The organism is Pseudogracilibacillus sp. SO10305 (assembly GCF_037072005.1).
GTDB lineage: Bacteria > Bacillota > Bacilli > Bacillales > Amphibacillaceae > Pseudogracilibacillus > Pseudogracilibacillus intestinigallinarum.
Map to the genome: position 1 here is coordinate 43,463 of NZ_JAXHDE010000017.1, position 23,422 is coordinate 66,884.

26 protein-coding genes and 1 riboswitch are annotated in these 23,422 nt (G+C 34.4%); of the genes, 24 read left to right on the forward strand and 2 right to left on the reverse strand.

The window, feature by feature from the left end; translation table 11 throughout:
- Positions 1-6: 6 nt before the first annotated feature.
- The 24 genes from SPD45_RS12410 to SPD45_RS12525 all read left to right on the forward strand — a co-directional run bounded on the left by SPD45_RS12410 (position 7) and on the right by SPD45_RS12525 (position 22,011).
- The gene (locus SPD45_RS12410) at positions 7-945 is read left to right on the forward strand and encodes a diacylglycerol kinase (RefSeq protein WP_336268090.1); all 939 of its coding nucleotides are present in this window, start codon (positions 7-9) and stop codon (positions 943-945) included.
- Positions 946-1,036: 91 nt separating this feature from the next.
- Positions 1,037-2,497 (forward strand): histidine kinase N-terminal domain-containing protein, encoded by a 1,461-nt coding sequence (locus SPD45_RS12415; RefSeq protein ID WP_336268091.1) that lies wholly within the window; start codon positions 1,037-1,039, stop codon positions 2,495-2,497.
- Positions 2,466-3,047 carry an ANTAR domain-containing response regulator gene (locus SPD45_RS12420; protein WP_336268092.1) on the forward strand — a complete coding sequence of 194 codons (582 nt, stop codon included), beginning with the start codon at positions 2,466-2,468 and terminating at the stop codon, positions 3,045-3,047. Before SPD45_RS12415 ends, SPD45_RS12420 begins: the two co-directional genes overlap by 32 nt.
- Positions 3,048-3,297: 250 nt before the next feature.
- Positions 3,298-3,777 carry a universal stress protein gene (locus SPD45_RS12425; RefSeq protein ID WP_336268093.1) on the forward strand — a complete coding sequence of 160 codons (480 nt, stop codon included), beginning with the start codon at positions 3,298-3,300 and terminating at the stop codon, positions 3,775-3,777.
- Between the two features lie 64 nt (positions 3,778-3,841).
- A complete protein-coding gene (gene eutH, locus SPD45_RS12430) occupies positions 3,842-5,083 on the forward strand; it encodes an ethanolamine utilization protein EutH (RefSeq protein ID WP_336268094.1) in 1,242 nt (413 codons plus the stop codon).
- A 52-nt stretch (positions 5,084-5,135) separates the two neighbouring features.
- Complete coding sequence (locus SPD45_RS12435; RefSeq protein ID WP_336268095.1) at positions 5,136-5,336, forward strand: hypothetical protein; 201 nt, start codon at positions 5,136-5,138, stop codon at positions 5,334-5,336.
- Positions 5,337-5,371: 35 nt separating this feature from the next.
- The gene (locus SPD45_RS12440; protein ID WP_336268096.1) at positions 5,372-5,725 is read left to right on the forward strand and encodes a BMC domain-containing protein; all 354 of its coding nucleotides are present in this window, start codon (positions 5,372-5,374) and stop codon (positions 5,723-5,725) included.
- A gap of 10 nt (positions 5,726-5,735) precedes the next feature.
- On the forward strand, positions 5,736-6,236 hold the full coding sequence (locus SPD45_RS12445; RefSeq protein ID WP_336268097.1) for a EutP/PduV family microcompartment system protein: 501 nt from the start codon (positions 5,736-5,738) through the stop codon (positions 6,234-6,236).
- Between the two features lie 139 nt (positions 6,237-6,375).
- Complete coding sequence (locus SPD45_RS12450) at positions 6,376-7,818, forward strand: ethanolamine ammonia-lyase reactivating factor EutA (RefSeq protein WP_336268098.1); 1,443 nt, start codon at positions 6,376-6,378, stop codon at positions 7,816-7,818.
- Between the two features lie 17 nt (positions 7,819-7,835).
- Complete coding sequence (locus SPD45_RS12455; RefSeq protein WP_336268099.1) at positions 7,836-9,197, forward strand: ethanolamine ammonia-lyase subunit EutB; 1,362 nt, start codon at positions 7,836-7,838, stop codon at positions 9,195-9,197.
- A 16-nt stretch (positions 9,198-9,213) separates the two neighbouring features.
- Positions 9,214-10,254 (forward strand): ethanolamine ammonia-lyase subunit EutC, encoded by a 1,041-nt coding sequence (gene eutC, locus SPD45_RS12460; protein ID WP_336268100.1) that lies wholly within the window; start codon positions 9,214-9,216, stop codon positions 10,252-10,254.
- A 5-nt stretch (positions 10,255-10,259) separates the two neighbouring features.
- Positions 10,260-10,916: an ethanolamine utilization microcompartment protein EutL gene (gene eutL / locus SPD45_RS12465; protein WP_442962031.1), complete on the forward strand. Its 657-nt coding sequence runs from the start codon at positions 10,260-10,262 to the stop codon at positions 10,914-10,916.
- A 15-nt stretch (positions 10,917-10,931) separates the two neighbouring features.
- Positions 10,932-12,440 carry an aldehyde dehydrogenase family protein gene (locus SPD45_RS12470; RefSeq protein WP_336268101.1) on the forward strand — a complete coding sequence of 503 codons (1,509 nt, stop codon included), beginning with the start codon at positions 10,932-10,934 and terminating at the stop codon, positions 12,438-12,440.
- Positions 12,441-12,462: 22 nt separating this feature from the next.
- The gene (locus SPD45_RS12475; RefSeq protein WP_336268102.1) at positions 12,463-12,750 is read left to right on the forward strand and encodes a BMC domain-containing protein; all 288 of its coding nucleotides are present in this window, start codon (positions 12,463-12,465) and stop codon (positions 12,748-12,750) included.
- 18 nt (positions 12,751-12,768) lie between these two features.
- Positions 12,769-13,638, forward strand: a complete 870-nt coding sequence (gene pduL, locus SPD45_RS12480) for a phosphate propanoyltransferase (RefSeq protein WP_336268103.1) — start codon at positions 12,769-12,771, stop codon at positions 13,636-13,638.
- Between the two features lie 17 nt (positions 13,639-13,655).
- Positions 13,656-13,940 carry a EutN/CcmL family microcompartment protein gene (locus SPD45_RS12485; RefSeq protein ID WP_336268104.1) on the forward strand — a complete coding sequence of 95 codons (285 nt, stop codon included), beginning with the start codon at positions 13,656-13,658 and terminating at the stop codon, positions 13,938-13,940.
- Entirely contained in the window at positions 13,933-14,277 is a 345-nt protein-coding gene (locus tag SPD45_RS12490) for a BMC domain-containing protein (RefSeq protein WP_336268105.1), read from the forward strand. The genes SPD45_RS12485 and SPD45_RS12490 overlap by 8 nt, the downstream gene beginning before the upstream one ends.
- 21 nt (positions 14,278-14,298) lie before the next feature.
- Entirely contained in the window at positions 14,299-15,246 is a 948-nt protein-coding gene (mdh, locus tag SPD45_RS12495; RefSeq protein WP_336268106.1) for a malate dehydrogenase, read from the forward strand.
- A 49-nt stretch (positions 15,247-15,295) separates the two neighbouring features.
- Positions 15,296-15,473: riboswitch (cobalamin riboswitch) on the forward strand.
- Between the two features lie 149 nt (positions 15,474-15,622).
- Positions 15,623-16,402, forward strand: a complete 780-nt coding sequence (locus tag SPD45_RS12500; RefSeq protein ID WP_336268107.1) for a hypothetical protein — start codon at positions 15,623-15,625, stop codon at positions 16,400-16,402.
- A gap of 112 nt (positions 16,403-16,514) precedes the next feature.
- Positions 16,515-17,900, forward strand: a complete 1,386-nt coding sequence (gene rlmD, locus SPD45_RS12505; protein WP_336268108.1) for a 23S rRNA (uracil(1939)-C(5))-methyltransferase RlmD — start codon at positions 16,515-16,517, stop codon at positions 17,898-17,900.
- Positions 17,901-18,667: 767 nt separating this feature from the next.
- Positions 18,668-20,002 carry a 23S rRNA (uracil(1939)-C(5))-methyltransferase RlmD gene (gene rlmD / locus SPD45_RS12510; RefSeq protein ID WP_336268109.1) on the forward strand — a complete coding sequence of 445 codons (1,335 nt, stop codon included), beginning with the start codon at positions 18,668-18,670 and terminating at the stop codon, positions 20,000-20,002.
- Positions 20,003-20,272: 270 nt separating this feature from the next.
- Positions 20,273-20,890 (forward strand): protein adenylyltransferase Fic, encoded by a 618-nt coding sequence (gene fic, locus SPD45_RS12515; RefSeq protein WP_336268110.1) that lies wholly within the window; start codon positions 20,273-20,275, stop codon positions 20,888-20,890.
- A 30-nt stretch (positions 20,891-20,920) separates the two neighbouring features.
- Positions 20,921-21,580 (forward strand): SMI1/KNR4 family protein, encoded by a 660-nt coding sequence (locus SPD45_RS12520; protein ID WP_336268111.1) that lies wholly within the window; start codon positions 20,921-20,923, stop codon positions 21,578-21,580.
- A 2-nt stretch (positions 21,581-21,582) separates the two neighbouring features.
- Positions 21,583-22,011, forward strand: coding sequence for a hypothetical protein (locus tag SPD45_RS12525; protein WP_336268112.1), 429 nt, complete (start codon positions 21,583-21,585; stop codon positions 22,009-22,011).
- Positions 22,012-22,661: 650 nt separating this feature from the next.
- On the opposite strand, the gene SPD45_RS14440 is transcribed toward SPD45_RS12525, so the two are convergent.
- Positions 22,662-22,799 (reverse strand): type II toxin-antitoxin system prevent-host-death family antitoxin, encoded by a 138-nt coding sequence (locus SPD45_RS14440; protein ID WP_442962032.1) that lies wholly within the window; start codon positions 22,797-22,799, stop codon positions 22,662-22,664.
- Positions 22,800-23,028: 229 nt separating this feature from the next.
- The gene (locus SPD45_RS12530) at positions 23,029-23,187 is read right to left on the reverse strand and encodes a hypothetical protein (RefSeq protein WP_336268113.1); all 159 of its coding nucleotides are present in this window, start codon (positions 23,185-23,187) and stop codon (positions 23,029-23,031) included.
- Positions 23,188-23,422 lie beyond the last annotated feature (235 nt).

Sequence of the window (23,422 nt, forward strand, 5' to 3'; positions counted from 1 at the left end):
CATCAAATGAAACGGGCACGTATTATATACAACCCTAGTGCAGGACGTGAAGTATTTAAAAAAGAATTGCCAGCAGTGTTAGAGCGTTTTGAAAAAGCAGGTTATGAAACATCTGCACACGCAACAACAGGTGAAGGAGACGCAACAGAAGCAGCGAAAATTGCTGTAGAGAGAAAATATGACATGATCGTCGTTGCTGGCGGAGATGGAACAATTAATGAAGTTGTTCATGGAATTGCGGAGCAAGATTATCGTCCAAAATTAGGTATTATTCCAGCGGGGACGACGAATGATTTTGCTAGAGCATTAATGATTCCGCGTGAAATACATAAAGCAGTTGATATTATTTTAGAAGAACATATTCAAGCACTCGATATTGGAAAAGTGAATGAGCATTATTTTATTAATATTGCTGGTGGTGGTGATTTAACGGAATTAACATATGATGTACCGATTAAATTAAAAGCTGCTATCGGTCAACTAGCTTACTATGTAAAAGGAATTGAAATGTTGCCATCTTTACGTCCAGCTTCTGTAAAAATTGAGTATGATGATAAAGTGTTCGAAGGCGATATTATGCTATTTCTCGTTGCAAACACAAACTCTGTTGGCGGTTTTGAAAAACTCGCCCCTGATGCATTAATTGATGACGGCTATTTTGATTTACTTATTTTAAAGAAAACGAACTTAGCAGAATTCCTTCGAGTTGCAACGACTGGATTAAGAGGGAATCATATCGATGATGATTTAGTCATTTACACACAAGCGAAAAAGATTAAAGTGACACCAAAAAAACGAATGCAATTAAATTTAGATGGGGAATATGGTGGATTATTGCCCGGGGAATTTACAAATTTAATGCAACATATTGAATTTTTTGTTAGCCGAGAGTTTAAACAGAAAGAAAATGAAATAAGAGCAAAACTAGAAAAGCGAAACGAGTAATGTTTCGCTTTTTTCTATGGTAAGATAGTACATAGCAATAGGTGCTCCAATAAAAAGTGCAAGAAAAAACAAACGTTAAAAAGGTGAAGCTATGATTGTAAAAACGAAAGAAATTTGTGAGAAAAAAACTAATTTGACGGCATCTGATATAGAGGAAATACTGAAAATTGCAGCTACAATGGATAAATTTGCAGAGTTATCCCAATCGTATATGTTCATCGATTGTTTAAGCAAAAATCACGAACATGCAATTGTAGTAGCAGAAGCATATCCACAAGATGATATCCCATTATATACTAAATCTGTTCTAGGTAAAGATGTATTTGAGATTTTCGAACCTGGTGTTTTTTATAGTTTTAGAAAAGGGGAGAAATCAATTATAAAAAATGCCATTAATCAAGAAGGTAGAAATGTGCATCAAACAGTAATTCCGATAAAGAACAAAGAAAATAAAATAATTGCTGTATTAATTGAGGAAAAAGAAGTAGAGTTTACAAAGAACATTCACTTAGAGGAAAGTAATTTATCTATTCCAACACAAGTGCTTGATATCATTTTATCGTATGACAACTCTTCTATTCCAATTGTTTCTGATTTATTAATGGAGATGTTTATATTAACGAATCATGAACATGCGTTAATTTATGCGAATCCTGTTGGAGTAAAATTTTTAGTTGAAATGAGTGGGACGAATAAAATTTATCAAGAAAATATTACGGAATTATTACCCTTTCTAAAGGAAATTTATGACGAAAATGATGAAGACGTCTATGTATTTGAACGAACGATAGAAAGGAAAAGTCTCGTAATTAAAAAAATAAAATTAAAACATACGAAAAATAACATGAATACATTATTAATTATTCAAGATTTAACAGAATTAAAGATGAAAGAAAAAGAATTATCGATGAAGTCAATTATGATAGAAGAAATTCATCATCGTGTAAAAAATAATTTACAAACGATTGCAAGTTTGCTAAGATTACAAATGCACCAAAGCAATTTACATGATAATCAAGAACATTTTGAAGTAGCATTGAATCGAATATTTAGTATTTCCGCAGTGTATGAATTAATTTTGTCTAATGATGATTCAAGTTCTGAATTAGTAAATATTGTTGAATTAACTCGAAAAGTATGTTCTAAGTTAGTAATCAATTCTGTTTATAAAAATATCGACTTGATTATTCAAACAAATGACCATATAATATTTACTAGTCAAAAGAAAGCGGTTTCAATTTCACTTATTATAAATGAATTAGTACAAAATATTTTAAAACATGCTTTTCAACCAGAGGAAGAAGGAGATATTCGCATTGAATTTCATGTGAATGAAGATGTAATTGAAATTCATGTCATCGATAATGGTATCGGCATGAAAGATGTACAACCTTCTCTCGGATTGAATATTGTTCGTAATTTGGTAGAGAGCGACTTAGAGGGTGAATTTGCTTTTCTATCCACAGCTTTGGGTACACATGCACTTATTTCGTTTAAGAAAAGCCCGGAGGTGAGAGTTAGTGGGGAAGAAGATATTATTAGTGGAAGATGAATCTATTATAAGAATGGATTTGAAGGTGATATTGGAAACAGAAGGTTATGAAGTAATTGAAGAAGCGAACAATGGAGAAAAAGCTGTTGAACTTGCATTGACCTTGAAACCAGATATTATACTGATGGATATAAAAATGCCTAAAATAGATGGATTGAAAGCTAGCAGAATTATTGGGAAACAATTAGATGTTCCGATCGTTATTATTACTGCATATAGCCAAAAAGAATTTATAGAAAAAGCACAACAAGATAATATTGTTGGGTATATCGTGAAACCAATATCAAAAGAAAATCTTATCCCAGCAATTGAAATCGCCTTACATCAAGCTGAAAAGAAAAAGGCGTTACAAGATGATATTATCCTTGCAAAGGAAGAAGTAAAACATCGAAAACTTATTGAAAAAGCAAAAGGGATTGTAATGGATCGGAAGCAATATTCTGAGCAAGAAGCTTTTACGTTTATGCGCGAAAATAGTATGAAACATAGAATGTCCATGTATGAATTATCGGAAAAAATTATAAAGCAAAATGAAAAAACAAAAAATTAACTTGATTATTTTTTTGAATAGCCATATAATACTATTTATAAATGAGAAAGCGATTTCAATCGAATCGTGCGAAACGTTGTGTCACTAAACGTTTCTCGTATTCGTAAGAGTGTACAAGTGAATAGAACAAAGCAAAGACGCTTAAAAAAGTATTTTTTTAAGCGTCTTTTTTTATTGTTTATTTTTAGGGAGGTGTATATGCCAAACATAGTATTGAAAGCGATTTATATTTTGAAGGGAGGAAATTAATATGCGAAATATATTGATAGCGTACGATGGATCCGAAACGAGTAAGGCAGCTATAGACGAAGTAGAAACATTATTTAGTCACAATGGCAATACGAAAATTTGTGTCATCTCTATATCTAATATTTCTAATCCACATACGAATGCAATGATGCAAAGGAAAATCATGGATGAAGATGTGAAAAAAATTCAAAAAGAACATGATGAAAAAGCAAAAAAGGAACATGTGGAAAAAATTAAGCTTCAGTTAGACGAAATTAAAAATCGACTAGAAAATAACGGAACAACGGTAGATACAAATGTTCTGATGATGGAAGGTAACAACAATCCAGGTGAAAAAATATGTAAATATGCGACATCGTATAACTATGATTTGATTGTTGTTGGCAGTCGGGGATTAGGAAACATTAAGAAAGTAATCCTCGGTAGTGTTAGTAATTATGTTGTTAATAACAGTGATAAACCTGTATTAGTCATTAAATAAACAATTTTAAATAGGGGGATTTTACATACCCTTACAAAGAAAACGTGTAAAGGAGTGTAACATTTTGGGTATAATTGCAGATATTATTGTATATATTATGATGGCTTGTGCTCTTTCTGGAGCTATTGCTTCAATCATTAATAGTGAATCAGAATTGGGAAAACAATTTGAGGAAGGGATAAATGTTATTGCGCCGATCTTTGCTAACTCGGCTGGTATTATGGCGTCCATCCCATTTATTTCTACATTTATTGAAAAAATATTAGGGCCATTTTTCCGTTCTATCGGTGCAGACATGGCAACATCTGCAACGACAATTTTAGCAACAGATATGGGTGGATATCAGTTAGCAGATGTATTGAAAGATTCTTATGAAGGTTGGATTATGGCGATGATTGTCGGTTTTATGGCAGGGGCTACGATAGTATTTTCCATTCCTTTAGGTTTACCGATATTAGATAAACGTGACCATAAGTATATGGCTTTAGGGATTATGTCCGGTTTATTAACGATTCCAATAGGGGCGTTTATTGCCTCGGCAATTATTGCTTTTACAAAAATGGATATTCGTACTGCAATAAGTACGACTGCGGAAGCGGATCATACATTTAATTTATCTTACATGCAAATATTTATAAATTTATTGCCATTATTAATTTTTGTCGTTATTTTAGCAGCATTACTACGCTTCCTGCCAAACGTGATGATTAAGGCGTTTTTAATTTTTGGAAAAGTATTAAGTGCAGCGATTCGATTAGTGCTCGTATTTTCCATCATTGAAATTTTTACGGGAATTTTTTCAAACACAATTGGTTGGTGGGGATTCGATCCAATCATGGCAGATAGTGAAGACCAATTTAGAGCATTAGAAAATGCGGGGAATATTGGTATTATGTTAGCGGGAGCATTCCCAATGGTTTATTTAATTAGAAAGTATTTTTCAACTCATTTAAACAAAGTGGGACAAAAATTAGGATTAACTCCAACGGGTAGTGTAGGAATGGTCGCAACAACTGCAAATATACTTGCGATGTTTGCCATTGTAAAAGATATGCCACCTAAAGATAAAGTACTTAATATTTCATTTGGTGTTACATGTGCGTTCTTATTAGGGGACCATTTATCTTATACAGCTAATTTCCAACCAGACCTCATACCAGCAGTTCTCATAGGAAAGATTTCGGCAGGACTTCTAGGAATTGCATTTGCTTATTGGTTAGCGGTTCCGAAAGCATTAGAACTGGAGCAGCTCGATCGGGAAGCTGGAATCATCGGTCCTGATGAATATAGGACAAAGGAAAAATAATATTTTATACAGGTAATTGTGTGAATAAGGGTAGAAGGGAGGAGGCGAGGACATGAAAAATAAAATATTCGGGAAAATAATGGTCGCATCCATTATTCTTGCATGTGTACTTCAATTCCTTCAGGATCTATTTATAGGAGATTCGGTTGTTTTAAGTAGTACAAAGATGTTTCTTCTATTACTTTCTCTTATATCTGCTTTAATTGTCGTTTCAATTTTCTCATGGAAGCCAAGCAATCATAAAGTAGATTGAAGCAGTCGTTGACATAGAGATAGGAGGAAATAAAAGTGTTTGACCATGAAAAAGAAGAAAAGAAAAGATTTATACAAGAATTTGTTCCGGGAAAACAATTAACCTTAAGCCATCTTATTGCGAATCCAAATGAAGAATTATTTCAAATGCTCGGTATAGAAAAAGCTGGAGCATTAGGAATAATGACATGTACACCAAGTGAAACAGTAATTATAGCTGGGGATATTGCAACGAAATCTGCCAATGTTCAGTTAGGATTTTTAGATAGATTCACAGGTAGTTTAGTAGTTGTAGGAGATGTTTCAGAGGTAGAAATGGCGTTAATCGAAATAAATAGATTTTTAATGGAAAACTTAGGATATACGCCATCAAAAATTACAAAATCATAGGATGAGACAGATGAACAATAAGGCAATGATAATAGGAGCCATTGATGCTGGGAAAACGACGTTAATTAACGAGTTAGTTGGCAATGATGCAAAAGCAGCAAAAACGCAAACATTGCAATACCATCAATGGATTGTAGATACTCCTGGGGAATATACAGAAAATCCGTTATTTTATAAAAATATAATGGCAACATCATTTCAAATGACACACGTTATATATGTACAAGATGCTACGACCATTAAAAATATTTTTCCACCAGGATTTGCAAGTGGTATTCCGAAATTATCGATTGGGGTTGTAACGAAGGCAGATGCAGAAGATGCTAATATTGAACGATCGATTGAACAGTTGAAAAAGGTGATGATACGTGGTCCCATTGTTGTAACGAGTGCGGTTCATAAAAGAGGCATCGATTATATTAAACCTTTAGTAAATTGTCGAACATACGAAGAAATGAAACAATTTGTGGAACAGACAGATGATGCATATTTAATTTACTTAGATAAGTAAGCCTTTACACAAAAAATGAAATTTGATATACTTTATACAGAAAAGTAAATTAACGTAGGCAAAGAAGCCATTAGGACTCTTATGAAAAAGGAGTCTTAATGGCTTCTTTTCTTTTTTGGGGTGAGGTGAGTAATTAAAATTGTCTAAAAAAGGTGAAACAATTATTAGTGCTGGCATAGATGTTGGTACGAGTACAACAAAATTAATTATAAGTCGCTTATCACTATTAAACGTAGCAGGTATATCACATGTACCACGAATTGAAATTGTTGATAAAGAAGTATTATATAAAAGTCCAGTATATCGCACACCATTATTAGATGACATCACAATAGATACAAAAAAAGTGGAAGAAATAATTAAACACGAGTATGAGATGGCAAAAATATTACCAAATATGATTGAAACTGGCGCTGTTATTATAACAGGAGAAGCCGCTACCAAAAATAATGCGAGTGAAATGGTGCATCATTTATCTAAGGAAGCAGGAGAATTTTTAGTTGCTACTGCTGGCCCGGATTTAGAAGGTATTATTGCAGCAAAAGGATCTGGTGTATTCCAACAATCAAAAGGTAATAAACAAGTGCGAGCCAATGTTGATATTGGAGGAGGTACTGCCAATATAGCGGTTTATCAACAAGAAACATTAGTAGGTACTTGTACATTACATGTTGGAGGAAGATTAATTGAATTCTCCGGAAATAAAATAATTTCGATTTCGCCACCAATTCAACGTTTATTACAGCAGAGGAATATCCTACTACAGGTCGGTGATTCTCGTGACAAACGAGAAGTGGATGAAGTAATTAATATATTGGTCGACACATTATATCGTATGTTAAAAAATGAACTAACAGATAGTGACAAACCTTTATTATTAGGTGAACGCCCAAATTGGGATATGCCGATAGATGTAGTTACATTTTCTGGTGGGGTTTCAGAGTGTATGTACCATTTAGAAACTGTAAAAAGTAATGCACAATACAATGATATAGGACTAATGTTAGCAGAAAAAATGCAACGTAGTGCCATTTTTGAAGACTTTATTGTTGAACCACCACTGGAAACAGTTCGGGCAACCGTTTTAGGAGCAGGAATGCAAACGACTGAAATAAGTGGTGCGACGATTCAAATTGATTCATCAAAATTGCCATTGAAAAATGTACCGATTATAAATCATGATTTTCAACAACAAATGGAAAAAGGACTACAGTTATTACCGAAAACATTTGAACAAGCAAAAAGAATTTTTGACACGGTTCAAACAGAAAGCAATTTTGCATTATCTTTAACGAATATTCCTTATGTAAAATTTCGAGAAATACAACTATTAGCTGAATTAATAAAAAAACTGATGGATGAACGAAATCATCCTACATTGCCAATTATATTAGTTGTAGAGTCAGATATTGCAAAAGTATTAGGGCAATCATTAATTGCGATGGATGTTCAACAACCTGTTATATGTATTGATCAAATTCATGTTGAAACAGGTGATTATATCGACATTGGGAAAGCATTAAAATCAGATGTCGTCCCGGTCGTTGTAAAAACATTAACATTCCATTCATCCAATCAATAATGAAAGGAGGATACTAGATGAAATTACAAATAAATCTTGGCGGGGAACATTACACATTTAAAAATTTAAAAGAATTATTAGCAAAAGCGAATGAAGAAAAATCAGGTGATCGCTTAGCTAAAATCGCAGCTGAAACCGTACAAGAAAGAGTAGCTGCAAAATATCTAGTAGCAGATTTATTATTACATGAAATAAGAAATGAACCATTAATAGATCCAGACGAAGATGAAGTATCTCGAATTATTGAGAATGATATTAATGAAAAAATCTATGGCGAAATTAAAAATTGGTCTGTTTCAGAGTTGAGAGAATATATTTTGCGCAATGATGTGGGAAATAGGGAGTTAATGCGTATAAGTCGCGGGTTAACTTCTGAAATGATCGCAGCAGTATCGAAATTAATGTCCAATTTAGACTTAGTTCATGCTGCAAACAAAATAGAGGTTATTACAACATCTAACATATCGATTGGCCATAAAGGAACACTTAACTCACGGTTACAACCGAACCACCCAACAGATAATATCGATGGTATTATTACTTCGTTAAAAGAAGGATTATCTTACGGGATTGGAGATGCTGTTTTAGGTATTAACCCGGTAGATGATTCGGTTGAAAGTGTGAAACGAGTTTTCCATGCGACAAAGGATTTCATGGAAAAATGGGAAATCCCAGGACAAAACAGCGTTTTAGCACATGTTACGACACAAATGAGAGCGATTGAACAAGGGGCACCAGCAGATATGATTTTCCAAAGTATTGCTGGAACAGAAAAGGCGAATAGATCTTTCGGAATTTCGGCTGAGCTTATCGGAGAAGCAAATCAATTAGCGAAAGAACAAGGTACAGGAACAGGGCCAAACATGATGTATTTTGAAACAGGTCAAGGATCTGAATTATCTGCTGAAGCCCATTTTGATATTGATCAAGTCACATTAGAATCGAGAAACTATGGATTTGCTAGACATTATAACCCTTTTATCGTTAACACAGTCGTCGGTTTTATCGGCCCTGAATATTTATATGATAGCAAACAAGTAATTCGTGCAGGATTAGAAGATCACTTTATGGGGAAAATGCACGGACTTCCAATGGGAGTAGATATTTGTTATACCAACCATATAAAAGCAGATCAAAATGATAATGAAAACCTAGGAGTACTACTAACGGCAGCAGGTGTTAACTTCATTATCGCTGCACCAATGGGTGATGACGTTATGTTGAATTATCAATCTATGAGTTATCATGATGTAGCAACTTTATTAAAAACATTCCAAAAAAGTCCTGCACCAGAATATTTAGCATGGCTTGAAAAAATGGGGATTTATGAAAACGGTCAATTAAGTGATCGTGCTGGAGATTTAACTATTTTTGATTAAATAGGGGGTGAAATTTTTGCAACCAGATAAAGTGCAAGAAATTGTCAAACTTGTCATGGAGGAGATAGGTAAACATTCGAATGAACATGACCAACAGGACAAACAAGTAGATCAATGTAAACTTCAACCAAAACATGAACAACGTGAATCAATACCGAATGATGAACCAGTGATAAGTTTATACGGTGGAACTGATAAGCAACAAATTGATAGTGAAATTAATCCTAATAACTACAGTACGATCATTCCATTATATAAAAATAAAAAAGAAGATGTAAAAGAAAATCGAGTAATTGAGGATGAAAAATACTTCTTTAATCATAGCGGGGAAAGTTTATTGGAAGATCGATTAATCGATGTACCTGGTGAGTATATTCAATATACCCCTGCACGAGTTGCAGTTGGTAGAGCAGGATCACGTCCGAAAACATCGACATTATTAAGATTTCGATTTGACCATGCTGCAGCAGTAGATGCGGTATATGGCGAAGTAGATCAAGAGATTTTAGACCGCTTGGATTTGTTTACGGTATATACAAAGGTAGAAGAAAAAGAAGTATATATACGAAGACCTGATTTAGGAAGAAGACTGTCGGAAGAATCAAAACAATTAATTCGTGAAAAATGTATGCACAGCCCGACAGTGCAAATTATTACCTCGAATGGTTTAAGCGCAAGTGCCATAAATGAAAATTTAGAAGATGTGTACTTATCTTTACAACAATCGTTAAAAAACTTGAATATTCAAGTTGGTACATCCTTTTATGCACATGAAGGAAGAGTAGGTTTAATGGATGATGTAGGTGAAGTATTACAGCCGGAAGTTGTGATTAATTTAATTGGAGAAAGACCTGGATTAGTATCGGCAGAATCGATGAGTGCCTATATTTGCTATAAACCACACCATGGCACAATTGAATCGGACCGAATGGTGATTTCGAATATTCATAAAGGTGGAATCCCACCAATTGAAGCTGGTGCTTACCTTGGCACAGTGGTAGAAAGAATTTTAAAACATAAAGCAAGTGGTGTGAACTTGATCCAAAAAGAAGGGTAGTGGATATGTTGTTTGATGAAAAAGTATATGCAAATATTTGTTCGATGCAACTTATTCCAAATGTAAGTAAATCATTAAAAGAAAAATTACAATTAAAAGATAACCAACTGAGTGTAGGGATAGTTACATTAACATTGGATGATGTTGGTTATGTCGCTCTAGACGAGGCAACAAAAGCATCTGATGTATCCGTAGTTTATGCAAATAGCTTTTATGGAGGTTCAGATTATGCCTCCGGTCCATTATCTGGAGAGTTTATCGGGATTATTGCTGGTGACTCACCGGAAGAAGTGAAAAGCGGATTAGATTCTATCAGACAGAATGTAGAGTCAACATTATATTTTGAAGCAATTCAAGGAAATTCAGCACATGTAATGTTTGCAAAAACAATCTCTAGTTGTGGCACATATTTAGCAGAAGAAAATGGCGTACAAGTAGGGCAGGCATTAGCATATGTCATTGCTCCACCTGTAGAAGCGATGGTAGCTGTAGATGAAGCATTAAAAGCGGCAGATGTTGAAATATGTCAGCTATTTACACCGCCGACAGAAACAAACTTTGCTGGGGCAATATTGAAAGGAAGTCAATCTTCATGTGAAGCGGCTGTTCAAGCATTCCGACAGAAGGTATGTCAGGTCGCTACAAACCCATTAGCGTATTAAGAAAGGAGTGTATATATGTCACAAGCAACCATTTACGATAAAGATTTATTAGCTTTACAAGAAATGAGAACTGCAGTACAAAAAGCAAAAGAAGCACAAGCGATTTATCAAACATTTACTCAAGAACAAGTAGATGCAATTGTCAAACATGTCGCAGAAAAGGCATATGAGGCGTCTGAAACATTAGCTGAATTAGCAGTAAAAGAAACGAAAATGGGAGTCGTAGAGCATAAAAAAATTAAAAATGAAGTTGGCTCCAGAGATGTATATGAAAGTATTAAAGATTTAAAAACGGCCGGTATTGTTCGAGAAGATAGAACAAATAAAGTTTTAGAAATTGCCGATCCATTTGGAGTCGTTCTTGCGATTATTCCGACGACAAATCCAACGTCAACTGCATTTTTTAAAACATTAATCGCTTTAAAGACGAGAAATGCTATCGTCGTAAGCCCGCATCCCTATGCAGTGAAGTGTACAAAGGCTGCATTAGATGTTTGTAGAGAAGCGGCAGAAGAGGCAGGAGCTCCTGAAGGTTTAATGCATATTTTAACTTATTCTTCGATGGAAGCGACGTCGCAAGCGATGAAACATCCAGATATAGATTTAATTTTAGCCACTGGTGGTGGCGCGCTTGTGAAAGCGGCATATAGTTCAGGTAAACCAGCATATGGGGTTGGACCAGGAAATGTTCCAGTATACGTAGAAAAAAGTGCAAAATTGGATGTAGCAAGTAAACAAATTATTGATAGTAAATCATTTGATAATGGAACCATATGTGCAACAGAGCAAGCAATTGTTGTAGATGAGGCAATTAAGGAAGCCTTTATCAAAAAAATAGAGCAACAAGGGGCATACATTTTATCGCCAGCGGAAAAGGAGAAGATGGAAAAATTAATTTCTCCCCAACCAGGTCGAGTGAATCCAGCAATTGTAGGTAAAAGTGCAAAGTACATTGCTAAACAAGCTGGAATCCAAGTGCCGGACAATACTCGGGTAATTATTGGATTAGAAACGAAAGTTGGGAAAGATATTCCATTTTCATTAGAAAAGTTATCTCCTGTATTTGCTCTTTATATTGCTAAAAATGTCGAGGAAGCAAAAAATATTTGTATGGATTTATTAGATTTAGGAGGCCGGGGACATTCATTATCCCTTCATACAGAGGATGATCATATTGCCCGAACATTTGCGATTGATATGCCAGTATCTAGAATGCTAGTAAATACGATGAGCTCTATCGGTGCTGTAGGTGGTACAACAGGATTAAAACCGTCGATGACATTAGGCTGTGGTTCCTTCGGAGGGAATATTACATCAGATAATATTTCGGCTGAACATTTAATTAATATAAAACGAATGGCTTATGGAACAAAAACAGTGGAATTACCAAAAGAAACAACGACGAATGAAGATCTTTTTGACGAAGATGAAATTAAAGCAACATTAAATGCACATATTTCCAATCAATTGGATCAAGCTTTAATTGAAAATATTGTAGAAAAAGTAATTAAAAAATTATCATAAAAACAATTAGGAGGAATTTATTATGAATAACGCAGGTACAGCTTTAGGAATGGTAGAAACAAAAGGATTAGTTGGATCAATCGAGGCAGCAGATGCAATGGTGAAAGCAGCTTCAGTAAATTTAGTTGGAAAAGTACATGTTGGTGGCGGAATTGTTACTGTATTAGTTAGAGGCGATGTAGGTGCAGTGAAGGCTGCAACGGATGCAGGTTCTGCAGCAGCAGAGCGTGTTGGAGAATTATTATCTGTACATGTAATCCCTAGACCACATAACGAATTAGAAAACATTTTACCGACAACAGAAAAATAAGAAAAAGGATGTATGTAGATGAATGAAAAAACGATTGAGCAAATAGTACAACAAGTAGTTGCCAAATTAAACAATAATTCATCTGAATTAACACCTGAAGGGCCAATTCCTATTGGAGTCTCAGCTCGTCATATTCATCTTCAGAAAGAACATGTAGACATCCTGTTTGGTAAGGGATATGAACTAACTAAGAAACAAAATTTATCACAACCTGGTCAATTTGCAGCGAACGAAACATTAATGATTGCTGGACCTAAAGGAAGCATCAATCGAGTGCGAATTTTAGGTCCTGTTCGACCAGCATCACAAGTTGAAGTTAGTTTAACAGACGCATTTGCACTTGGTGTCAAACCACCATTAAGAGAATCAGGTGACATAAAAGGGTCAAGTCAGATTACATTAATAGGTCCAAAAGGGACGGTCCATTTACAAGAAGGTTTAATCATTGCACAGGCTCATATTCATATGAATCCAGAAGAAGCAAAAACACTTCAAGTAAGTGATGGGATGTATGTCAGTGTGTCTGTACAAACGGAACGTCCTATGACATTTCCTCAAGTGAAAATAAGAGTGTCTGATCGATATAAACTTGAGATGCATATTGATACAGATGAAGCAAATGCAGCATTTATTTCAACAGGAACTACTGGTAAAATTGTTCATTCTGAAGAACCGTTAAGACAAGTTTTCGTAAATGAAACAAAAGTTGAGGAAAAGAAGGAAGAAGTAGATAGTCGTTCTGTTATGTATTATGAAAAAAAATTATTATCGAAAGAAGCTCTAGAGAAAATCGATGCACAAACAATTCATGTCAATAAGCAAACAATAATCACCGCACTTGCTTACGATTATGCTCGAGAAAACGATAAAAAAATAAAAATGGTGTGAGAAAGCAGTGATGAAAGATGCAATTAGGACAAGTGATTGGGAATGTATGGGCAACTAGAAAAGAAGAAGGGTTGGAAGGTTTAAAGCTATTAATTGTTCAACCGCTTAATGCACATAATGAGCCAATTCGTAATCATATGGTTGCAGCAGATCGAATTGGTGCAGGGATAGGAGACAAAGTGCTTGTGACTAGTGGTGGTTCTTCTCGATATATATTAAAAGAGCGTACGATTCCAATTGATGCTGTCGTTGTAGGTATTGTTGATTCGACAGAGATAGAAAGAGGTGGAACATTTGAATAAGGCAATAGGTATGATTGAAACGAAAGGATTAATTTATTCATATGAAGCAGCTGATGCAATGATTAAAGCATCGAATGTGACATTAGTTAGCCAAAACTTAGTAGATGCAGGCATTGTTACGATTACTGTTGAAGGTGATGTTGGTGCCGTCCAAGCTGCTGTTGATGCTGGAAAAGAAAGAGTATTAAGTATGAATGGTCATTTACTTAGTGCCCATGTCATTCCACGTGCAGATGAAGCGGTATATCAAATGGTGAATCCTGCTGAAAAAGCAAAGAAACAACCAAAACAAAAGGCAAAACCAACAGAAAAGAAAAATACAAGTGAAAAAAAATAGGACAAAAGGAGTGAGGCCCCATTGTCTTTTAGAAGAAATAAAATAGCAGTAATTGGTGCTGGATTTACTGGTGCAACGACAGCTTTAATGCTAGCACAAAAGGAACTTGGTGATGTCGTTTTATTAGATTTACCAGATGTGGAAGATCCGACGAAAGGTAAAGCATTAGATATGTTAGAGGCTTCACCAATTCAACGATTTAATTCCAAAATTACTGGTACATCCTCATATGCGGATATTGCAGATGCAAATATGGTAATTATTACAGCAGGTATCCCGAGAAAGCCAGGTATGAGTAGAGATGATTTAGTAAATACGAATACAGGTGTAATGAAATCCGTTGCAGAACAAGTAAAACAATATGCGCCTAATAGCATTATTTTAGTATTAAGTAATCCTGTCGATGCGATGACTTATGTATGTCAAAAGGTAACAGGATTTCCAAAACATCGTGTTATCGGTCAATCAGGTGTGTTAGACACAGCGAGATTTAACACATTTGTAGCGGAGGAACTGAATATTTCTATTGAAGACATTTCTGGTTTTGTCCTCGGTGGACATGGAGATGAAATGGTTCCCCTTATTCGGTATTCTTATGCTGGTGGTATACCTTTAGAGTTATTAATTCCTAAGGAACGTTTAGACGCTATTATTGAAAGAACTCGAAAAGGTGGGGGAGAAATCGTAGCATTATTAGGAAATGGTAGTGCCTACTATGCTCCAGCTGCAGCAATTGTAGAAATGGCAGAAGCGATAATTCTAGATAAAAAGAAAATCTTACCTTCTATTACACTATTAAATGGGGAATATGGCTATCAAGATTTATTTTTAGGTGTTCCAACTATTTTAGGTGGTAATGGAGTGGAAAGTATTATTGAATTGCCTTTAACAGATGTGGAAAAAGACGGATTATCTATTTCAGCAAATGCTGTGAAATCAGTCATTGAAATATGTGATAAAGCATTATAAGGAAAAATCATTGCAATATTTCCTAAATTTTACTACAATGATTCGTAATGATATTCGGACGAATAATAGGTACCAATAATGGTTTAATAGGGAATTCGTTTAACGAAACTGTCCCCGCAACTGTAAGCATGGATAATCAATATAGATATACCACTGTTGAAACGGGAAGGTAATATTGATTAAGTGAAATGCGAAGTCAGGAGACCTGCCTTTATTCGTGGAAGCGATACTTTCTTCGGGGGTTGAGAGGTAGAAGCGAAATGAAATTATACAATATGTATAGTTGTTTTTTTGCTTCTCTTTAATCGAGGAAACAGTTAACATCCCCCAAAAAAGGTTGTTAACTGTTTTTATTTGTAAAGAGGAGGTACATCAAATGGGTAGTAACGGAGTAAAACAAATGAATGAATCACCAATACTTTTATACGAATCGAATAATAGGAATGAGTTTTTATATTTTGATATTCATGATAAAAATTTATTACAGGCCTTAGCAACAGAACGATTGGACCGTTTATATATCGGAATCAACGAACAGTTTCTTAAGGCTGTAAATGATTGTAATGAATGGAGTTTATATCAAATAACTTATGCCATCCGTAATTGTTTTTCCATTCAGAAACATACAAATGACCCTTCAGAAACATTGTCAGCCGTTGGTCTTCTAAAAAGAATTGTATCTTATAAAACTCGCAAAAATATTAAATTTATTTATAAACAACATCCGCAAATTGAGCAACAAGGGATGAAAACTTTTAAAAATTTAAATAGTTCCAATATAACGATTAACCTAGCAACAGTTACGGAACAAAGCCTTAAAATATTTCCTGATTTATTAAAACAGGCTTTTCATCAAGCGGTGTGGAATGACGAGACGATGGATCATATTGTTGTGAAATTAATAAGTGTACCATTAATTGAACGAAAATTAGTCATTCGATGTATGATTGATACATTAAAAGAAATTGAGGAAACAATGCTACACAATCGAGAAATGACGATTTTAATACGGAAAAAAATTACGAATTCCATGTATACCATATGTGATATTCGTGACTATGCACCAGCTAAACAATTATTAGAATATGATCATCGATCTGTCATGGAACATATGTTGGAAGCATCAGAAGATCGATCACTATTACTATCCATCTAAATAGTATAAAAACAGGAATATACCTCTAGGGATACGCTTTTTAAAAGCTAACTCTAGAGGTCTTTTGTATGTTAAAATAAATCATAGATAATAAATAAAGGAAGATAATATAATGGCAAAGACAAATGCTCCAGTTAAAAAGAACGAACATTATACGGTTACGTTTACCGATTTAACACATGAAGGAAATGGTGTCGCAAAAATAGGCGGGTATCCTATTTTTGTACCTGAGGCACTTCCAGACGAAACCGCAGAAATTCGTATCGTGAAAGCAAACAAAAAATTTGGTTTTGGAAAATTAATCGAACTAAAAAAACAAAGTGAAGGAAGAACAACTCCACCGTGTCCGGTGTTTTATAAATGTGGCGGATGTCAATTGCAACATATGTCTTATGAGATGCAATTAGATATGAAACGTAGCCAAGTTACCAATGTGATGCACAAAGTTGCTCATTTACCAGATGTACCAGTCCACCCTGTATTAGGAATGGAGGACCCTTGGCATTACCGCAATAAAATACAATTGCCTGTTGGAGAAAAAGATGGAGAAATCATTTTAGGATTTTATCAACAACGCAGCCACCGCATTATTGATGATATGGAAACATGTTTAATACAAAATAAAACAGGGGATAAGCTCGTTCAAGGTTTACGCAAACTTTTAAATGAACTAGGAATGGAAGCATATGATGAAAAATCACATCGTGGAGTGTTACGACATGTCGTTTTACGAACGGCTTATGAAACGAATGATACGATGCTCATTTTTGTGACAAAAACAGCAAAACTTCCAAACAAAGATGCACTTATTGCACGTATTACAGCACAATATCCAGAAGTGAAATCTATCGTCCATAATGTAAATCCAGATAAAACGAATGTCATTTTAGGGAAGAAAACAACAACGATTTATGGGGAAGATCATATTATTGACTCTATCGGTGATATAAAATTTAAGATTTCTCCTAAGTCCTTTTTTCAAGTGAATCCAACGCAAACGAAAGTGCTGTACGAAAAAGCGCTTGAATATGCAGATATTAATGAGCATGATGTAGTTATTGATGCATATTGTGGTATTGGGTCTATTTCATTATTTTTAGCGCAAAAAGCGAAAAAAGTGTATGGAGTAGAAATTGTTCCTGATGCAATTCGTGATGCGAAAGAAAATGCTGCATTAAATGGTTTAACGAATACGGAATTCGTCGTTGGAGAAGCAGAAACGGTGATGCCAGAGTGGAAAAAAGCTGGAATTGAACCAGATGTCATCGTCGTTGATCCACCCCGTAAAGGGTGTGATGAAACATTTTTACAAACGATGTTAGAGATGGACCCCAAACGAATTGTATATGTATCATGTAACCCATCAACATTAGCGCGGGATTTACGTATATTGGAAGATGGCGGTTACCGTACACAAGAAGTGCAACCAGTAGAAATGTTTGCTCATACAAATCATGTGGAGTGTGTGGCGTGGATGTCTAGGGAATTGTCCCATTAAAATAAAGTCTTACGATTTAAAATAAAGTTTTACTAAAAATCGAGTCTTTTTCCTGTGGATAGTTAAAAAAAACATTTACTAATGTAAAGAAAAGCAAGGCTTTTTCACCTGAAATGAACGGAAGAAATTAGGAAGAGAGTGAGGAGTAAGTGCAAACTTATCACCTTGCTCTTTTTTTGTTTCTAATCCTATTATATCAAGGTTTATAGCTATTTATTCCAATTGATTTCTCTGATATGTTCGAGCCTTTCTGAGCCGATTCAACGACCGACAACCAGCGTTCTGTAACTCCTCTTATTTCCTAATTCTTTTCTCTATTATTTCGTAAAACATTATTTTAAAAGGGCAAAAAACGTGTGGAAAAACGGGAAGAAAAGGAAGAATATGGGTGAGGAAAGTGTTGAAAACGCTCTTTTTAGGAAAACATTATTATAACTGGAAACGGTGGAATAAGGGTTTGTGAGGGGTGATTTCGGAAGAGATTATTATGATGGCACAAGAAAATGGATTCATTTAAAAAGATAAGTCATGAACATATTTTTTACAATAAAAACTGTCTAGTGATGAATAGTTATGCTGAAATTTTTACGAAGAGCTGCCCCTACGCTTGTAAAAGCTTTGGGTGGTCTTTTTTGTGTGTCACTTTTTTTATGAGATATTGGAAAGGTATGTTCACAATTGCATCAACTATGAAGTGCGAAATAACATCGTATTTTCGACATATGGTAGAATTTACGTGATATGATAGAGGTGGAAGAAGGTGTCAAATGAAAAAGCAAAAAACAAAAGTAACATGTATCGGTCTTGATGAAAACGGAAAAGGAATTGTAAACATCAAAGGTAAGGAGTACTTTGTTTCCAATTTACTCCCGAATGAAACAGCAATTGTTGAAATGAAAAGAACAAAATATAGAACATTTATTGATGTGGTAAAAATAGAAAAAGCTTCAAAAGATAGAGTACAAGCCCCGTGTATTCATTACGGATATTGTGGTGGTTGTCAACTTCAACATATGTCCCAACAGGCTCAAGACAATTTTAAACAGAAAATAGTAGTAAATCTCTTAAAATCATTTGGAAAAGTACAGCGTATTATTACGATGGAAGAACCATATCATTATCGAAATAAAGTGCAAACTACTTTTTCATTTGGAAGAAAGAAACAGATTATATCAGGTGTGTATCAAAAAAATAGTCACCGAGTAATAGATATGGAAAAATGTTTGATCCACGATCGAAAAGCAGATGAAATCATTCAAACGATTAAAGGCTTTATGAAATCGTTCAAATTGCTACCGTTTGATGAAGATACAGGAAGAGGATTTTTGAGGCATGTATTGATTAAAAGAGGTTTTGCCACGAATCAAGTAATGGTCGTTCTCGTTACATCATCCAAAATGTTTCCGGGGAAAAATAATTTTATAAAAGCACTGGTAAAAGCGCATCCAGAAATAACTACGATCGTTATGAATATAAACAATCGTAAAACATCCGTTGTACTTGGAAGAGAGGAAATTACTTTATATGGAAAAGGGTATATTGAAGATGTTTTATGCGGCAAAAAATTTCAAATCTCAGCAAAATCATTTTATCAAATAAATCCCGTGCAAACGGAAATTTTATATAACAAAGCAATTGAAATGGCGCGGTTAAAAGGAAACGAAACCGTAATGGATGCATACTGCGGTATTGGAACCATTTCTTTAATTGTGAGTGAAAAGGTGAAAAAAGTAATCGGGGTGGAGTTGAATAAAGACGCTGTACGTGATGCGATTAGAAACGCAAAGAATAATCAAATAAAAAATACACGTTTTTACGAAGCAGATGCTAGTGACTTTATGGTGAAACTTGCTCATGAAAAGAAGAAAATAGATGTCGTCATGATGGACCCACCAAGAGCAGGTAGTGATCAGAAATTTTTATCTTCTCTTATAAAACTATCACCGCAAAAAGTAGTATATGTTTCGTGTAACCCAGTTACAATGAAAAGGGATTTACATTATTTAACGAAAAACGGCTATAAAGTGGAGGAAATTCAACCGGTAGATATGTTTCCACAAACTTCGCATGTGGAGTGTGTAGCGTTATTGACGAGGGAATAAATATTGATACAACAAATAAAGAAAGAACATCTATTTTGTCAACTCGGCGAAATGGGAGTTTCTTCGTTTTGGGGAACAAATCAAGAATGCCTGAAAAAACATTAGTCGACTAGACAGAAGTAATAATCAAGGAGCGAGTGGATAAATCAGATAATAGAGTTAAAATAATCAATTAATATGCTTGAATACGGTATAATAAAGACACTATGTTAACTTGGTTATATATTGAAAATGATTGTATATATTAAAAAATAAGAGGAGGGTATAGAAGTGGCTCTGCACAATAAGCTTGGTATTAAGCATTCAGTAGAACTAGCACGTGTCGAGGAAAGAATTAGTAAGAAAAAGGCAATTAAAATGTATGAAACAATTTTTTTTGATACATTAGAGGCCGGGACTCTTAAAGCACTGTCACAGATTCATCAGTATTTGTTCGAGGATATTTATGAATTTGCTGGAAAAGTACGTGATGTAAATATTGCTAAAGGCAATTTCCGTTTTGCTCCCGTGATTTATCTAAAAGACGCCCTCCAAAGGATTGAAAAAATGCCACAATCAACTTTCGATGAAATCATTGAAAAATATGTTGAGATGAATATTGCTCACCCTTTTAGGGAAGGTAATGGAAGAAGTATGAGACTTTGGCTGGACCATTTATTAAAAAATGAAATAGAACAAGTTATTGATTGGAGTAAGATTTCCAAAGAAGATTATCTGTTAGCCATGGAAAGAAGCCCTATAAAAGATGTTGAAATAAAGATTCTTTTAAAGAATGCCTTGACTGATAAAATTAATGACCGAGAAGTTTATATGAAAGGTATCGATGCAAGTTACCATTATGAGGGGTATAACCTTTATGAGACTGAGCATTTACAAGATGAGTCTTAAAGGTTCAAACTAAAATTTATCCAGATTAATGTGAATGAATTATACGGTATTAGAACGGAAACAAATATATTAGATAGTCCAGCTATAATTAAAGAATGGGGTCTACCTGAAAATATCATTCTTATCTCAGGAGACGGCCATACATGGATTGCATTGGACTACAGGGAGTATTCGAAAAATCCGCCTGTTATTTTAATTGATGAAGATGTTGCAGGTATACAAACACTAGCAGCAAATTTTGAAGACTTTATTAATGGACTGACGTTAGATGAACCAATGGATTGGGCCGATTATATCCTATATGAAGTAAGTTTACCAGACGAAACAACTAAGTTAGCTATTGCAGCAGAAGTACGAAATGGTCGAACGAATGAAGAGATACGCAAGGAAATTGAAAAGGTTATTGCCACTGGGAAGACTAAAGAAATGGAAGCCTGTTTTTCACAGTTAATCCAGCTCTATGATGGTGAACTAGAATTGTATATGATGGAGCGGATTTTTGATCACCCTCATAATAGTATCAGAGAAATAGTGGCAGAACATTTAGCAGCATGTGCAATAAGAGGAGAGGCTGAATTTTCATCAGAAAAGATGGAAGAGTTATTGGTGATGATGGAGAGCAAGGAAGAGGATGAACATATACGATATTTAATAGGCTTAGGTTTGGAGAAAATAAGAAAAGGTGAATGATGGTGAGCATGACAAGTTATATCGGATTGAATGTAGAATTGCCAGTAAGAGAATACGAGGAAGAATCAAGAGAGAAAACATTGTATATTGGACAAAGCTTTTCGGATCAAGGATCGCTAGAAGAAATCCAAGAAACAAAGTTTCCGGAAAAATATGTTTATGAAGTGACATTTGATTGGTGGGGGCTAGAGCTCTCGCAATATCAAGATGAGGAAATGTATGAAGAAAATAAGCAGGCACTTCATTTACTTTGTGATCAAATGGATGCTTATTTACGTCCAGGCGAATATTTTTATTTATATACTTGTTGGATTGGGGATGAATCCAATCTAATCGAGGGAGAGATAAGCTTACCATTGAAAGATTGGTATAGGGAAGGAATGGAGTTAAGGGAACAAACCTTGATCCGTTTTGTTAAAAATGAGTCGTAAATATACTTTGAGTGGATAAATTGATTAGATATGTGATTGACCTGTTCCCACGAACGAATCATTAAGTCGACATGTCCCCGCATACGAGCCTTTCACTAAAATCGCAAATACATCCATTTTATCCATTCGTCCTATGTGGAGTGTGTAGCATTGATGTCTAGGGATTAATTTATCCTATAAAAAATAACATAGGTATCTATTCGATTGAATTTTAAATAGATACCTTTTTTGAATAAGATAGATCGGTTATAATAACGCTTTCCAATTACATTTAGCATATAATATTCGCATAATTGTTACACGTTTGAGCGATTCAGACACGGTATAAAAATAAGATAATGATCAACTTTATTTGAATTCCTTGATGAGCCAGAATTATATCGTTTACTAAAGGAAAACGTTTTGGTAATGTTTTTAGGTGATGGAAATTATTGGATACTTGGTTTAGAAAGGACTGAGTAGCTGATGGGGTTTGTTGCTTTTTTGAAACATAGTCAATAATGGATTGTACATCGTGTTCGGCATGTTCTGTTATGACAACTTGAAAGACAGTCATTCAAGATTATCCTTTTCCAATTTAGAAATTACTTCGTAAATGGTTTACCGTTATCATTTTCCGCAGACTTTAATCCAGCTTCAAACAAACTGTATTATTCAAATTTTTCTGTGAGCTTTTCGTATGTGGCAATACTCATTACTGCTAAATCCACTTTTCCATTCTTTGTAATGTACATAGGTTTTCCGCTCTCATGACAAAACTGTGATAATTCAATTCGTAAAGATTTCACAGAATGCTTTTTTATTAATTTCCTTCTGCAGTATATAAATTTACGTTCATTATTCCCATGCTAGATTCGGTTGGAACAACTGAAAGCATATAACACCAACTACAATGACGAATAAGTAGACTTTTTAGGGGAAATAAAGATATATAAATCCTTATTTTCCAAAGAGCATACGTTAAAATACTAACGTCTTTTTAACGAGAATACTCCTAACCGATATTTAAATCAAAGACTATTCATCCATTTTAGTTATAATTTTTTTCAATGTCGTATTTATATTAATAAGCGCAATAAGAATAAAGCCAAGCATGATAAATGTTACAATTTCTCCAGTAAAGAAAGCAAGGATACCTAACATTAAAGCATATAATGAATATAGTAGGTAGTTCATCTGTATTCTCCTTCTACGAAAAAGTCTATTTAAAATTATTTGTATTATTGCTTAGTTTATCATATGGATATTATTACAAGAAGATATATAAAATTTACAAGTGTAGTTGATAAAAATTTCTGATCATAATTTTACAAATTTCTATAATTTGGAACAAAAAATCCTACCAAGAATAAAAGTAGAAACTCATTTGTAAAGTGCGTAGCCAACATATTGATTTTTGTATCTTTTGCAT

Bases quoted from the DNA above. Each gene is read 5' to 3' on its own strand.
- SPD45_RS12410 (WP_336268090.1), top strand. From the start codon at position 7: ATGAAACGGGCACGTATTATATACAACCCTAGTGCAGGACGTGAAGTA.
- SPD45_RS12415 (WP_336268091.1), top strand. From the start codon at position 1,037: ATGATTGTAAAAACGAAAGAAATTTGTGAGAAAAAAACTAATTTGACG.
- SPD45_RS12425 (WP_336268093.1), top strand. From the start codon at position 3,298: ATGCGAAATATATTGATAGCGTACGATGGATCCGAAACGAGTAAGGCA.
- SPD45_RS12435 (WP_336268095.1), top strand. From the start codon at position 5,136: ATGAAAAATAAAATATTCGGGAAAATAATGGTCGCATCCATTATTCTT.
- SPD45_RS12445 (WP_336268097.1), top strand. From the start codon at position 5,736: ATGAACAATAAGGCAATGATAATAGGAGCCATTGATGCTGGGAAAACG.
- SPD45_RS12455 (WP_336268099.1), top strand. From the start codon at position 7,836: ATGAAATTACAAATAAATCTTGGCGGGGAACATTACACATTTAAAAAT.
- eutL (WP_442962031.1), top strand. From the start codon at position 10,260: ATGTTGTTTGATGAAAAAGTATATGCAAATATTTGTTCGATGCAACTT.
- SPD45_RS12470 (WP_336268101.1), top strand. From the start codon at position 10,932: ATGTCACAAGCAACCATTTACGATAAAGATTTATTAGCTTTACAAGAA.
- SPD45_RS12475 (WP_336268102.1), top strand. From the start codon at position 12,463: ATGAATAACGCAGGTACAGCTTTAGGAATGGTAGAAACAAAAGGATTA.
- pduL (WP_336268103.1), top strand. From the start codon at position 12,769: ATGAATGAAAAAACGATTGAGCAAATAGTACAACAAGTAGTTGCCAAA.
- SPD45_RS12485 (WP_336268104.1), top strand. From the start codon at position 13,656: ATGCAATTAGGACAAGTGATTGGGAATGTATGGGCAACTAGAAAAGAA.
- SPD45_RS12500 (WP_336268107.1), top strand. From the start codon at position 15,623: ATGGGTAGTAACGGAGTAAAACAAATGAATGAATCACCAATACTTTTA.
- rlmD (WP_336268108.1), top strand. From the start codon at position 16,515: ATGGCAAAGACAAATGCTCCAGTTAAAAAGAACGAACATTATACGGTT.
- rlmD (WP_336268109.1), top strand. From the start codon at position 18,668: ATGAAAAAGCAAAAAACAAAAGTAACATGTATCGGTCTTGATGAAAAC.
- SPD45_RS12530 (WP_336268113.1), bottom strand. From the start codon at position 23,187: ATGAACTACCTACTATATTCATTATATGCTTTAATGTTAGGTATCCTT.